The sequence below is a fragment of the Roseateles sp. So40a genome (genome assembly GCF_048081605.1).
In the GTDB taxonomy this organism is placed as follows: Bacteria; Pseudomonadota; Gammaproteobacteria; order Burkholderiales; family Burkholderiaceae_C; genus Roseateles.
Map to the genome: position 1 here is coordinate 2,414,582 of NZ_CP182288.1, position 13,834 is coordinate 2,428,415.

A 13,834-nucleotide genomic window follows, 5' to 3' on the forward strand; every position below is an offset into this window, starting at 1 on the left:
CCTCAGCGGGAGGAGCGCCTTTCAGAAGATCGAATCGCGGCTGATGCCCTGGCGCATCATGTTGCGCTTGAGCTTGGCCAGCGCCTCGATCTGGATCTGACGGATGCGTTCACGCGTCAGGCCCAGCCGCACCGCCAGGATGTCCAGCGTCTCGGGCTCGCGGTCCGCGAGGCCGTAACGTCCGGCGAGCACCTCGCGCTCGCGGTCGCTCAGCGAGGCCAGCCCGCTCTTGAGCAGGTCCTCGAGTTCATGGCTGAGCCGATGTCCGGCCGGATCGATGGCCTGCTCGTCGGCGACGAGGTCCAGCATCGACTCGCCGCCCTCCCCGTTGCGGTCCACCGGCGAATCCAGCGAGCTCGGCAGCTCCGCGTAGGCGAGCAGCTCCGCGATCTCGTCCACCGGGCGGCCCAGCGCCTGGGCGACATCCTCGGCGCGCACGCTGCCCTCGCCGCCGCGCTCCGCGGCCAGCGCCTCCAGCGCGCGGCGCGCCTTGAGCACCTGGTTGAGCTCGCGCACGATGTGCACCGGCAGCCGGACCAGCCGCGCCTGATGCATCAGCGCGCGCTCCACCGCCTGGCGGATCCACCAGCTGGCGTAGGTCGAGAATCGGAAACCGCGTTCGGGCTCGAATTTGCCGATCGCGTGCATCAGGCCGAGGTTGCCTTCCTCGATGAGATCGCTCATCGGCAGGCCGCGGCCCAGGTAGTTCTTGGCGATGCTGACCACGAGCCGCAGGTTGTGCTCGATCATCGCCTGACGCGCCTCGAAGTCGCCGGCACGCGCCTTGACAGCGGTGTCGTACTCCTCCTGCGGGGTCAGCAGCGGCGTGCGGCGGATGTCGCGCAGGTAGGCCTGCAGCGCGTTGGTCGCATCGCCGTCGGCGGGACCGAGGTCGCCCTTGCCGGCCTTGCGGGCTTCGCCGGACTCGGCGTCGCGCAGCGCGCGGACATCCTCGTCGTCCTCGCTGGCGGCTTCTGCGCCGCCGCTGGGGGAACCGTCGGGAGACGCGTCGGCGGGGTCGTGGCCCTCTTCGCCGTCGCCGTCGCCGCCTTCGCCCTGCGCGCCGCGGCCATCCGCCTCACGCTCGTCGGTCGCGTCCGCGCCGTCGCTCGAGAGCTCGAGCGGCAATTCAAAGCGGCCTGGATGACCGGGGCGGTCCAGGCCTTCGGGCAGGTGACCCTCTGAGGAAGCGGCGCGTTGCAAGTTCATGTCGCGGCGCCTCCTTGAGCGCCCTCAGCGCGCGGGCAGCAACTTCGACGGATCGATCGGCTTGCCCTGCTTGCGCACCTCGAAGTGCAGCTTCACGGCATCCGCGTCGCTGCTACCCATCTCGGCGATCTTCTGACCCTTGCGCACCACCTGGTCTTCCTTCACCAGCAACGTCTGGTTATGCGCGTAGGCCGTCAGATAGTTCGTGCTGTGCTTGATGATGATCATGTTGCCGTATCCGCGCAACCCCGCGCCCGCGTACATCACGCGGCCATCGGCGGCGGCGAAGACGGGATCGCCGGCCTTGCCGGAGAAGGCCATGCCCTTGTTGCGGACCTCGTCGAAACCGGCCGCCACCGGGCCGGAAGCGGGCCAGCCCCAGCTGATGTCGTCGTCGTCCTTGGTCGCGGCGACGGGCGCGGTGGCGATCGGCGCGGGCGCCGAGGCGGCGGAAGCGGTCGTCGTCGCCGGAGCCGGGGACTTGCCATCCAGCGGCCGCGTCTCGACTTTCGAGCTTGCCAGCGGTTTGGTCGTCACGCCGGTCGGATCGACGCCGGGCGGCACCACGCGCAAGACCTGACCCACCTCGATGAGGTTGGGGTTGTCCATGCCGTTCCAGCGGGCGACGTCCTTCCAGCCCTGGCCGTTGTCCATGGCGATGCGGATCAGCGTGTCGCCGGGCTTGACGGTGTAGTAGCCGGGCTTGCCGGCGTTCTCGGCGCCGGGCAGCGGCTTGGATTCCGGTGCGGGCGTGATGGCGGTGCCGGGCATGGCCTGCGTGTTCGCGCCCTTGCCCACGGGGCGATCCTCCACCGGCGCGCGGTGCGGGGTGTTCTGGCAGCCCGTGAGCGCCATCACCACCACGGAAGCCCAAAGCAGCGGGGAACGGAAGAGTTGTTGCATGCGCGGGAAGATGTCGTTGGGAAAGCCCGGACGCGGGGCCTCGAGGGTGTCGTCGAGGCGCCGCGTCACAGGACTCCGGATTTTAGGGGTACGAACAGGACCGCCTCGTGCAGGCTGCGAACGAAACGCGAGCCGGCCGCGTCGCGGACGTGGTCGATGAGGACGAGGACCTGGCCGCGGCCGCTGGGCGCGGTCATCGGCGCGACGAGCCGGCCGCCCGGCGCGAGCTGGTCCAGCCACGCTTGCGGGATGTCGTCGCCGCCGGCGGCCGAGATGATGCTGTCGTAGGGCGCGGACGGGCGATGGCCCAGCATGCCGTCGCCGTAGACCAGGCGGATCTGGTGGAAACCGACGAGGTTGTCGCGGGCCTTGTCGTGCAGCGGCTTGAGCCGCTCCACCGACACCACCTGTTTCGACAATTGCATCAGCAGCGCTGCCTGATAACCGCAGCCGGTGCCGATCTCCAGCACCTTGCCCAGATGGCCGCGCTGCTGCGCGCCGGGCGCGTTCAGCATCAGCGCCAGCATGCGGCCGACGACGGACGGCTTGGAGATCGTCTGGCCATGGCCGATGGGCAGGCTGGTGTCCTCGTAGGCCTGGGTGGCCAGCGCCGAGTCCACGAAATGATGGCGCTGCACGGTGGCCAGGGCCTGCAGCACGCGCTCGTCGCTCAAACCCTCGCGGCGCAAGCGGTCGACCATGCGCTGACGCACGCCGGCCGAGTCCAGCCCCAGCCCGATGGGCGTGGTCTGGCGAGCCTTGATGGCGGCGGCCTGCTGCCAGTGGCCTTGCGGCTTGAGCGGCTCGCGCGCCTCGGCGGCCGCGGCCGCGCTAGGCGCGGCGGCGCGGGGGGTGCCGAGCTTGTCCAGCGACAGCGGAAAGCGCTTGGGCCGGGGCGGCGAGGCGGTCATGGACGGCCGGTGGTCTGCAGCCGCTGGCGCCAGTCGCCCAGCGTCGCGTGTTCGGTGAGGTCGACCTGCAGCGGCGTGACCGACACCGCGCCATTGCCGGTGGCGTGGAAGTCCGTGCCCTCGCCGGCCTCGCGCTCGGCGCCGGCCGGCCCGATCCAGTAGATCGGCTCGCCGCGCGGGCTGCGCTGCTGGATCGTGGCCTCGCTCGCGTGACGGCGGCCGAGCCGCGTGATGCGGCGCGGCAGCGAGGCGGCGTCGGCGCGGTTGGGGATGTTCACGCTGAGCAGGAAGGGGTGATCCAGACCGCCGGCGATGACGTCCTGGATCAGGGCGCGTGCCACGGCGGAGGCGGCGTCGAGGTGGCCCCAGCCCTTCTCGACCTGCGAGAAGGCGATCGACGGGACGCCGAAGAGGTAGCCCTCGGTGGCAGCGGCGACCGTGCCCGAGTAGAGCGTGTCGTCGCCCATGTTGGCGCCGTTGTTGATGCCCGAGAGCACCAGGTCGGGCTTGTAGTCCAGCAGGCCGGTCAGGGCGAGGTGGACGCAGTCGGACGGCGTGCCGTTGACATAGCGGTAGCCGTTGGCGGCGGTGTAGACCGACAGCGGCCGGTGCAGCGTGAGCGAGTTGGACGTGCCGCTGGCGTTCTGCTCGGGGGCGATGACTTCCACCGTGCCGAGGCCTTCACAGGCGCTGACCAGGGCGGCGATGCCGGGGGCCAGATAGCCGTCGTCGTTGGCGATGAGGATGCGCATGGGGCGGCATTGTAGGCAGGCCGTCACCCGGGTGACGCGAGGGGCCTCCCGGGCTGCCTATCATCCGCCCGACCCCGCGCCGGCGTTGGCCCTCGGCCTGGCCCCGGCGCCCCACAACATCCTGGAGATCCCCATGAAGGCTTGGCTGTGCGAGAACCCCGTCGGTGTCGAGGCGCTGCTGTGGAAGGAACTGCCCTCCCCGACGCCTGGCCCGGGCCAGCTGAAGGTCTCGATCAAGGCGGCGAGCCTGAATTTCCCTGATCTGCTGATCGTCCAGAACAAGTACCAGATGAAACCGCCGCTGCCCTTCGTGCCCGGCACGGAGTTCGCGGGCGTCGTCGAGGCGGTCGGCGAAGGCGTGAGCGGCTTCAAGCCCGGCGACGCGGTGGCCGCGTTCACCGGCACGGGCGGCTTCGGGACCGAGGCGTTGGTGCCGGCGGCGCTGGCGATGCCGCTGCCGCCGGGTTTCCCGTTCGAGGATGCCGCGGCGTTCATCTGCACCTACGCGACCAGCCACCATGCGCTGATGGACCGCGCGGCGCTGCAGCCCGACGAGACGGTGCTGATCCTGGGAGCGGCCGGGGGCGTGGGCACGGCGGCGATCCAGATCGCCAAGGCGGCCGGGGCGCGGGTGATCGCGGCGGCGTCGACGGACGAGAAATGCGCGCGTTGCCGGGAGATCGGCGCGGATGCCACGATCAACTACGCCAGCGGCTCGCTGCGCGATGAGCTCAAGGCGCTGACCGAGGGCAAGGGCCCGGACGTCATCTATGACCCGGTCGGCGGGGACCTGGCCGAGGCGGCCTTCCGTTCGATCGCCTGGCGGGGGCGTTACCTGGTGGTGGGCTTCGCCCAGGGCGCGATCCCGGCGCTGCCGCTGAACCTGGCGCTGCTCAAGGGGGCGTCGCTGGTGGGGGTGTTCTGGGGAGAGTTCGCCAAGCGCGAACCCAAGAAGAACGCCGCGATGATGATGGCGCTGGCCCAGTGGTACGCGGCGGGCAAGATCAAGCCGGTGATCGACCAGGTGCTGCCGATGGAGGAGCTGCCGCGGGCGTTCGCGCGGATGGCCACGCGGCAGGTGGTGGGAAAGCTGGTCGTCGTCAACGGCTGACCGCCCATCGACACCCTGTTTCACGGGGCATGCAAGCCGGGGGGGCGCTGCTAGGATGCGGCCAGCTATCGCTCCGCACACCATGGCCGTCAAAGTTCTCATCGTCGAAGACAACCCTGTCGCCCGCAGCTTCCTGTGCCGCGTGGTGCGTGAAAGCTTCAGCGACGGGATGGAGATCACCGAGGCCGGGGACCTGGAAGGCGCGCGCCGCCAGCTGGCCAAGGTCGAGGCCGAGGGCGGGCCCAACGGGCCCGGGTTCAAGCTGATCCTGATCGACCTGGAGCTGCCGGACGGCAACGGGATGGAGTTCCTGGGCGAGTTGGCCGGCAAGCCGGCGGTGAAGATCGTCACCACGCTGTATTCGGATGACGACCACCTGTTCCCGGCGCTGCAGCGCGGGGCGGATGGGTATCTGCTGAAGGAAGACCGCTTCGAGGTGCTGGTGGAGGAGCTGCAGCGCATCGTGCGCGGTCAGCCGCCGCTGTCGCCGGCGATTGCGCGGCGGCTGCTGTCGCACTTCCGGCCGGGGTCGACCGGGGATTCGGGCCCGATGGGACTGAACTCGGGCTTCGGCAGCCTGACCTCGACGGCCTCGCCCAGCGGGCGCGGCGTGACGCTGGACCCGGTGCCCGAATGGGAACGCCTGACCCCGCGCGAGAACGAGGTGCTGACCTACTTGAGCAAGGGTTTCACGATCAAGGAGATCGCGAACCTGATGGGCATCAAGTGGTTCACGGTCAACGACCACATCAAGTCGATCTACAAGAAGCTCAACGTCTCGAGCCGCGCGGAAGCGGCGGTGCTGGCGAGCAAGCAAGGGTTGGTTTGAACTCCCGGATCGGGAAGATCCGGGATCGGACCTGACGGCCCGCGATTCACCATCGATACCCCACCCTCGCCACGTACTGCCGGCCATTGAAGCCGAACGGCGAGAACTGGCTGTAGCTCAGGATGCCGCCGACCGCGTTCGCCGCGATCACCCGATCGGGGTAGCGGTTGGTCAGGTTGTCCACGCCCGCGCTGACCTGCCAGGCGCCCTGCTCCCACCCTGCCGACACATCCAGCAGCCAGGCCGGCGCGAAGGTCTGGTCATTCGCCGGATTGGACTGCCGCACCACGAAGCTCCCATAGCGGCTCGCCGCGACCCGCCCCGTCCACGGACCCCATCGATGCTCCGCGCTGATCACCAGCTTGTCCTTGGGCGAGCCCACCGTCGCCCGCGCCAGCGTGACCCGGTCGATCAGCTCCAGGTTGTTGGCGCTCAGCACCGCCGGGTTGTCGTCCACATGACGGATCGAGTTCTTGTTGTGGTTGTAGGCCACCGTGTACTGGCCGCGTCCGGCACCGCCCCAGTCCTGCTGCCAGGTGCTCACCACGTCCACGCCGCGCGTGCGCGTGTCCAGCGCGTTGGTGAAGTAGCGCCCCGCGCTCACCAGCACGCCTTGCGCGGCCAGCTGGTTGCGCAGCGCCGTCGGCAGGCTCAGGTTGGCCGACAGCAGGACGCGGTCATCGATGTCGATCTGGTAGACGTCGACCGTGGTCTGCCACTGCGCCAGCGGCTGCAGCAGCAGACCAAGGCTCAGGTTGCGCGACTTCTCCGCCTTCAGCGGCTTCGCGCCCAGCGCGGCCGCGGCGGAGGACTCCACCGGGAAGGTGCCCGCTTCCACCAGCGCGCCGTTGATCAGGTTGGTCGAGGTCGTCGCGAACCATTGCTGCGCCAGCGACGGCGCGCGGAATCCCGTCGACACCGTGCCGCGCAGCGCCACCGCCGGTGACCAGACATAGCGCCCGGAGAGCTTGGCCGAGGTCGCGCTGCCGAAGTCGTTGTAGTGCTCGGCGCGCAGTGCCGCCGAGGCGCTGAAGGCCTTCGTCACCTGGCCTTCCAGGCTCGCATAGGCAGCGACGTCGTGCCGCGAATGCGCGCCCGCGTTGCCCGGTTGGAAGCCGGGGAAGCCCGAGGCCCCGCCGTTCTGATACGAAGCGGGCTCGCCGGCATCGATCTCGTAGCGCTCGCGACGCGCCTCCGCGCCGAGCGCCAGCGTCCACGGCGCGGCCAGACCGAGATCGACCTCGCGCGACAGGTCCAGGTTCAGTACCGTCTGCTGGTTGCTGAGCCGGCCCGCGTCGAAGCGCGTCGGGCTCGCGTTGCCCAGCGAGTAGTTGGCCGTGTTGGTCACGTCGATGTCGAAGCGATTGCGGCCATGGTCCAGGCTCGCGTCCCAGTTCCAGCCGGCGAGCTCACCCCGCACGCCGATCACCAGCCCGGTGTCGACCGTGCGGCTCTGCTGCAGCGGCAGGAAGCCTTCCGGATAGAGACCGGCCACGTTGTTGGCGACGGCGGTGGCGCGGGTGCGCCAGAAGGCGGCGGAGTCCGTGTCCCGACGGCTGAGCGTGGCGACGGCGTAGGCCTGCAGGCTCGTCCCGAGTGCGATCTCGCCGTTGATCACGGCCGACTGCTGATGGCTGTCGGGATCGCCGAGCCGGTTGTTGACCTGCCCCAGACGCGGCTCGGTCGCGGCATCGCGGGTGTCGACGCCAGCCCGGTTGGTCCGCTGCTGATGGCGGTTCTCGAGCGCGACGCGGACCCAGCCGCCGTCGCCGAGCGCGAAACCTGCGCTGGCCGATTCGGTGTGGCGCAGGCCGTCACCGGCGTCAGTCTGTCCGACCTCCACGCCGACGCTACCGCCGCGCGCGCCCTTCTTCAGCACGATGTTGATGACGCCGGCGATCGCGTCCGAGCCGTACTGCGCGGCCGCGCCGTCGCGCAGCACCTCGACGCGTTCGATGGCGGCGAGCGGAATCGTGTTGAGGTCGACGGGCGCGGAGCCTCGGCCCTGCGTGCCGTTGATGTTGACGACGGCGGTGGTGTGGCGGCGCTTGCCGTCGATGAGCACGAGGGTCTGGTCGGGCGCCAAGCCACGCAGTTGCGCGGGACGGACCGCGTCCGACGCGTCGGTCAGCGAGGGGCGCGGGAAGTTCAACGAGGGCAACAACTGGCTCAGCGCGGTGGCGAGTTCAGAAGTGCCGGTGCGTTGCAGGTCGGCAGCGCTGAGCACGTCCACGGGCGATTCGGACTCGGCCACGGTGCGGTTCACGCGGCGTGTGCCGGTGACGACGACTTGCTGAAGTTGATCGGAGGCGGCGCTTGCCGCAGGAGCTGACGCACTGGACGGCGTCTGCGCGCCAGCCGCCGCCGGGGCGAGGCTCGCGATGATTGCGAGCGAGAGCGTATTCAGCGAGAGCAGCGCGCGATGCGAGGAGCGACGGGACGGACCGCGAGAGAAGCGAAGCGACATGGGGGCTTTCCGGGATTCATCGAAGGAGAAGACCCCATAGCCTGCGTGCGCCGGCGTGCCCGGACAAGGAAGGTCCGCGCACAAGCACATGCGGACTCATTCCGAAAGGCGGCCCGGCCCGTCCCGCCATCTCATTCGGCCGGCCGCTGGCTATCCCCCCACGTCGGATTGATCCGCGCGAAGGTCTCGTGGTCGCGCCACGCGCCATCGATGAACAGGTAGCGCGGGCTGAATCCCTCGCGCTGGAAACCCAGCCGCTCCAGCACGCGGCGGCTGCGCGCGTTCTCCGGTCTCACCGACGCCTGCACCCGGTGCAGCGACACCAGCGGCCCGAAGACCTCATCGAGCACACGAGCCAGCGCCTCGTGCATCAAGCCGCCGCCGACGCAGTCCACATCCAGGCTGTAGCCCAGCATCGCGCTCTGGAAGACGCCGCGCACCACCTCGGAGACCGCGCACTGTCCGATCACCCGGTCCGGCGCCTCGCGCGACGAGATCCAGAAGCGCCACAGCGTGCCCGCGTCAAAGGCCGCGGCCTCGCGCTCCAGCCGAGCGCGGGTCACGTCCAAGGTCCAATGATCGGACGGCCGCGTCGGGTCCCAGCGCTCGAAGTGCGCGAGGTTGCGCTGCTGGTAATCGATCGTGGCCTCAGCCAGCGCGGGCGTGGATGCCCGCATCACGAGGCGCTCAGTCACAAGGGACTTGGGCGGTGAATTCAAGGTTTGCTCTCCGATGACTTGCGCGTCGGGATCCACATGCCCAACAGCGTAGCCGCGAGCAGCGACAACAGCCCCGTCACCGCGATCCCGCCAGCCAACGACGCCGTCGCCACCAGCGCCGACAGCAGCGCCGGTCCGCAGGATCCGCCCAGGTCGGAGAGGAAACGCCACACCGCGAGGAAGTAGGCCCGGCCGTGGCGCGGCGCGTGATCGGCGCCCAGCGTCATGATGAGCCCCGACCCGATGCCGTTGCCCACGCCGATCGCGGTCGCCGCGATCAACAGCGTGACGAAGCCGACGGTGAAGGGCATGGCCAGCATCGCCAGGCCGATGATCGCCATCGACGGCACCGCCACCCAGCGCCGGCCCTTCAGGTCCATCACCCGGCCCGCCGGATAGAACAGCAGCATCTCGATGCCGCCCGAGATGCCATAGATCATCGAGGTCACCGCTGGCGCCAGCAGCAGGTGGTCCGCCCACAGCGGAATCACCGCCTGACGCGACGCTCGCACCGCGCTCACCAGCAGCACGCCCAGGCCCAGCGTCAGGAACACGCGGCGGTGATCCGACAGGATCGACCCGAGCGACACCGGGGCCGGGGCTTGCCCCTCCGGATGCACCGGCGCCTGCAGGTCAGGCAGTCGAGCACCGACCGCCGCCGCGGCGAGCACACCCGCGATGCCCACGGCGAACGCGGCCGACAGCCCGAAGGCATGCACCGCCGCCGCCGACAGGAAGGGCCCGATGAACATGCCGATGCGCATCACGCCGCCCAGCGTCGACAAGGCCCGCGCGCGATAGACCGCCGGCACCGCCTCGGTCAGGTAGCTCTGACGCGCGAGGTTGTAGACCGCCTGCGACATGCCCACCATGAAGCAGCCGACCGCCAGCGCGACCACACCCGGCACCAGCACGCACAGCGCCATGCCCAGCGCGCTCCACACGCCCGCGGCCACGATGGCCCAGCGTTCGCCCCAGCGCATCGTGATCACCGACGCGGGGATGTTGTTCAGCAAGGATCCGACACCGATCAGCGTGACCACGAACGCCGCCATCGACACCGACGCGCCCAGCTCGCGCGCCATCAGCGGCACGATCGGCAGGATCGCCCCCTCCCCCAGCCCGAACAGCAGCGAGGGCCCGAAGGCCGGCAGCGCGATGCGCCGGAAGGAGAAGGTCGTGGCTGAGGACGGCGTCGACATGGGCTCGACGATAAGCCCGCTTCGCGGCCCCTCGCGCCGCTGCTCGCCCGGTCGATCCGCTTTCAAGCTGTTGCAACCCCAATGCCCCTTTCGCGTGAAAGCGCTTTCATAAACGTCGGTTTTTCACTAGCATCGGCGCCGCCGGAGAGAAGTCACGGGTCCGAGGCGAGCGCCAAAGAGCGCTTCCCGTCCCGTGTCGATCGGTGCCTCCTGCTCACGGTCGACAACACGATTCGGAGACGACATGACACGCCTTCTCTCCTGGCTGGGCCATTGCCTGGCCGGCTTGGCCCTGGCCTGCGTGGCCGCGGGGTCCAGCGCCCCCGCCCTCGCCCAGTCCAACGCGAGCTTCAGCCACGGTGTGGCCTTCAACGGCAGCCAGGCCACGCTGTGGTTCAAGTCCAATGTCGCGACGACCTGGGTCGACGCGCATTACCAGCTCAACGGCGGCGCGCAGCAGAACCTGCGCATGCCCTACAACAGCGCCACCGCGCGCTACGAGCAGCCGCTCGCCGGCGCGGTCAACGGCACGCGCGTGGACTACTGGTTCACCTACAACAACGGCAACCCTGCCTACGACAGCGCCCGTTTCAGCGCGACGGTCAGCACCGGCGGCGGCACCGATCCGGGCACGCCGCAGAACCCCGGCACGCCGGGCAATGGCGCGGACTGGAACGCACGCACCACCTTCAAGGTAGAGAACGCGACCAACGGCCGCTGGAGCGACGCCCAGGTCTACTGGGCCGTCATCGGCAAGAGCTGGCAGACCGGTGAGTTCGTGCATGTCGACGCCGCCGGCAACGTCGTGCCGATGCGCCTGTCCGACAACACCGTGCCCAAGAACGGCCGCCTGTACGCCAACTACTTCTTCCCGCTCTCGCAGACGCGCCAGATCACGATCCCGCCGATCAACTCGGCGCGCGTGCTGATGTCCGTGGGCAGCCCGATGTACATCGAGGTCAACACCGACGGCGCGGGCCGCGTCGCCTACGCCGGTGCCAACATCGAGAACGCCACCGATCCCAACCTCGACGTCGTCTTCGACTTCGGCGAATTCGCGCTCATCCCCAAGGGTCAGCCGGACCAGGGCATCTTCATCAACACCACGCGCGTGGACCACTTCGGGTTCCCGCTCAAGCTGCGCCTGCAAGGCCTGGGCGGCTACGACAAGACCGTCGGCGAGCCGCTGACCGAATCGCGCGACACGCTGTTCACCCGATTCCAGCAGGAGGTGCCGGTCGAGTTCCGCAGCCTGGCCGAGCCCAACTTCCCCGCCGTGCCGCCGCGCACGCGCATCCTGGCGCCGGCGCATTTCACCTTCCGCCCGGGCGACGTCAACGGCGCCTACCTGGACGGCTACATCGGCGAGATGTGGAACCGCTTCAAGTCGCAGGACCTCGTCTTCACGCTCGAGAACCTCGGCACCTTCCGCGGCCGCGTGGATGCCAGCACCAACCGCTTCGTCTTCACCGGCGGGCGCTTCAACGGCACGTACTACATCAACGGCCAGCCCAACACGGCCGAGGTGTTCCTCGGCGCGGGCAAGCTCGACGATCCGCGCAAGCCCGACGGCAGCTTCCAGGTCGATGTGCCCAACGGCGATCCGGCCAAGTCCATCCAGCTGCAGATCCAGGCGCAGGTGTGCGCGGCGCTCAACCGCCACGTGCTGGCCAATCCGGCCGACTGGTACCGCCCGGCGGCCTTCTACCCCGCAGGCACGCGCGCCAACTGGTTCGCCAAGTTCTGGCACGACCACGCCATCAAGGGCACCGAGGGCAACGCCAATGGCGTGGGCCTGGCCTACGGCTTCGCGTACGACGACGTCGGCGGCTTCAGCCCCTCGCTGCACACCAACGCGCCGACCACGGTCACCTACACGATCGGCTGGTAAGCCGCGTCGCCACCGCGCTCTCGCTTCCCATCTTTCACGCCCCCTCCCCATCAACTCGCTTCACTGCGAAGAAGGACAGACATGCGTTCTCTGAAAACCGCGACGCTGGGACTGCTGGTCCTGGGCGCCGCGCAAGCCCACGCCAGCGTCACCAACCCGACCATCGGCCGCTTGCTGTGGTCCGAGGAATTCAACGCCGCCGCGCTCAACACCTCGATCTGGACGACCTACAACGGCAACGGCTGCCAGATCAACCTCTGCGGCTACGGCAATGCGGAGCTCGAGTCCTACAGCCCCAACAACCTGTCCATCGCCGACGTGCCCTTCGAGCCCGGCACGCGGGCGCTCGCGATCCGCGCGCTGCGTCAGACCGTGGGCAGCAACGAGTTCACCTCCGGGAAGATCGACTCCTTCGGCAAGGTGCAGGTCAAGTACGGAATGATCGAGATCCGCATGGCCACGCCGCCGCTGGCCACGGGCCTGTGGCCCGCCGCATGGCTGCTGGGCACCAGCCCGCAGGCGTGGCCGCGCAAGGGCGAGATCGACATCGCCGAGCTCGGCCACAAGGCCTCCGCCTGGTCTGCCGCGGGTGCGCCCTCGCCCGACTACTTCGTCGGCGCCAACGTGATCACGTGGTCACAGGCCGCCTGCGTGCCGGGCAACGAATCGTGCGCGGCGTCCACGGCCTGGCAGACGAAGAACTGGTACCGCCCGCAGGCGTCCTTCGCCAACCGCTTCGTGAAGTACCGCTTCTACTGGACCGAGAGCCAGATGCGCTTCACCGTCGTGGACAACGACGGCGAGCACGACATGTACGACGCCCCGCTGCCCGTGAGCTCCACGGCGCTGCAGGCGCCCTTCTACTTCCTGCTGAACCTGGCCGTCGGCGGCAACTTCACCGATGCGGCCACGCCGGCGCAAGTGACCGCGCCGCTGCCCGGCACGATGTACGTGGACTACGTGCGCGTGTATGAGCTCGACGGCAAGGGCGAGGTCAAGCTGGGCAACCAGACCGTGCCCGAGGCGTCCGGCAAGTTCGGCGTGTTCACCGACAACGCCGCGGTGAGCAACAAGCTCGATGCGGGCAGCACGTCCGACATCTTCCTGTGGAACGGCGCGTCGACCGGCGCGGGCAACATCCAGCCCTATGAGGGCACCAACGTGATCGCGTGGAGCTACAACACGCCGGGCCAGTGGTTCGGCGGCGGCATCCAGGCGCGCCAGACCCGCGACCTGACCAACTACCGCAACGGCAACCTGAAGTTCCGGATCAAGATCCCGGCCAACGTGTCCTTCAACATCGGCATCGGCGACACGTACACCAACCAGAACTGGGTGAACTTCCCGGCCAACACGACGGCCTTCGGCCTGGTGCGCAACGGGGAGTGGGCGACGGCGACGGTGCCGGTGTCGACGCTGATCGGCCCGAAGGTGGCGCTGCAGTCGATCGCCGACATCTTCATGCTGTCGAGCGACGCCAACCGGCTGCCGGCGCAGGCCTTCCAGTTCGCGATCGATGACGTGGTGTGGGAATCGGGCACGACGACGCCGACGGATCCGCCGCCGGCCACGCCCGACGGCATCAGCCAGCCGACCGCGAGCACGGTGAAGTTCACGCAGGCCACGGGCACCTGGGCCGATGTGCATTACACGGTCAACGGCGGCGGCCAGATGAATGTGCGCATGCTCAAGGAAGGCAGCGGCAATGCCTACACCGTGCCCGGCCTGAAGGCCGGCGACGTGGTGCGCTACAGCTTCACCTACTGGGACCCGGCGCGCAACGGCGCGTATGACACGGCCTGGCTGAGCTACACGCTGAAGTAAGCGACGGAAGCGCCGC

At 69.2% G+C, this 13,834-nt stretch carries 11 protein-coding genes; 4 read left to right on the plus strand and 7 right to left on the minus strand.

Features of this window, described 5'->3' with window-relative positions; all coding sequences use genetic code 11:
• Positions 1–21: 21 nt before the first annotated feature.
• The 4 genes from rpoS to surE all read right to left on the minus strand — a co-directional run bounded on the left by rpoS (position 22) and on the right by surE (position 3,775).
• Positions 22–1,209: an RNA polymerase sigma factor RpoS gene (gene rpoS, locus ACNI65_RS11060; RefSeq protein WP_416763035.1), complete on the minus strand. Its 1,188-nt coding sequence runs from the start codon at positions 1,207–1,209 to the stop codon at positions 22–24.
• 24 nt (positions 1,210–1,233) lie between these two features.
• Entirely contained in the window at positions 1,234–2,112 is an 879-nt protein-coding gene (locus tag ACNI65_RS11065; RefSeq protein WP_416763036.1) for a peptidoglycan DD-metalloendopeptidase family protein, read from the minus strand.
• Between the two features lie 65 nt (positions 2,113–2,177).
• Positions 2,178–3,023, minus strand: a complete 846-nt coding sequence (locus ACNI65_RS11070; protein WP_416763037.1) for a protein-L-isoaspartate(D-aspartate) O-methyltransferase — start codon at positions 3,021–3,023, stop codon at positions 2,178–2,180.
• Entirely contained in the window at positions 3,020–3,775 is a 756-nt protein-coding gene (gene surE, locus ACNI65_RS11075; RefSeq protein WP_416763038.1) for a 5'/3'-nucleotidase SurE, read from the minus strand. Before surE ends, ACNI65_RS11070 begins: the two co-directional genes overlap by 4 nt.
• Before the next feature lie 133 nt (positions 3,776–3,908).
• Here surE and ACNI65_RS11080 point away from each other — a divergent pair, with 133 nt between their 5' ends.
• On the plus strand, positions 3,909–4,886 hold the full coding sequence (locus tag ACNI65_RS11080) for an NADPH:quinone oxidoreductase family protein (protein ID WP_416763039.1): 978 nt from the start codon (positions 3,909–3,911) through the stop codon (positions 4,884–4,886).
• Positions 4,887–4,968: 82 nt separating this feature from the next.
• Complete coding sequence (locus ACNI65_RS11085; RefSeq protein WP_416763041.1) at positions 4,969–5,715, plus strand: LuxR C-terminal-related transcriptional regulator; 747 nt, start codon at positions 4,969–4,971, stop codon at positions 5,713–5,715.
• A 46-nt stretch (positions 5,716–5,761) separates the two neighbouring features.
• Here the strand turns inward: ACNI65_RS11085 and ACNI65_RS11090 are convergent, their stop codons facing one another.
• The 3 genes from ACNI65_RS11090 to ACNI65_RS11100 form a co-directional block, all read right to left on the minus strand.
• Positions 5,762–7,981, minus strand: a complete 2,220-nt coding sequence (locus tag ACNI65_RS11090; protein ID WP_416763043.1) for a TonB-dependent receptor plug domain-containing protein — start codon at positions 7,979–7,981, stop codon at positions 5,762–5,764.
• A gap of 332 nt (positions 7,982–8,313) precedes the next feature.
• Positions 8,314–8,877 (minus strand): GNAT family N-acetyltransferase, encoded by a 564-nt coding sequence (locus ACNI65_RS11095; RefSeq protein WP_416763044.1) that lies wholly within the window; start codon positions 8,875–8,877, stop codon positions 8,314–8,316.
• Positions 8,878–8,897: 20 nt separating this feature from the next.
• The gene (locus ACNI65_RS11100; protein WP_416763046.1) at positions 8,898–10,103 is read right to left on the minus strand and encodes an MFS transporter; all 1,206 of its coding nucleotides are present in this window, start codon (positions 10,101–10,103) and stop codon (positions 8,898–8,900) included.
• A gap of 244 nt (positions 10,104–10,347) precedes the next feature.
• On the opposite strand from ACNI65_RS11100, the gene ACNI65_RS11105 reads away from it, so the two are divergent.
• Entirely contained in the window at positions 10,348–11,994 is a 1,647-nt protein-coding gene (locus ACNI65_RS11105) for a glycoside hydrolase family 64 protein (protein ID WP_416763048.1), read from the plus strand.
• An 81-nt stretch (positions 11,995–12,075) separates the two neighbouring features.
• Complete coding sequence (locus ACNI65_RS11110) at positions 12,076–13,818, plus strand: family 16 glycosylhydrolase (protein ID WP_416763050.1); 1,743 nt, start codon at positions 12,076–12,078, stop codon at positions 13,816–13,818.
• Positions 13,819–13,834 lie beyond the last annotated feature (16 nt).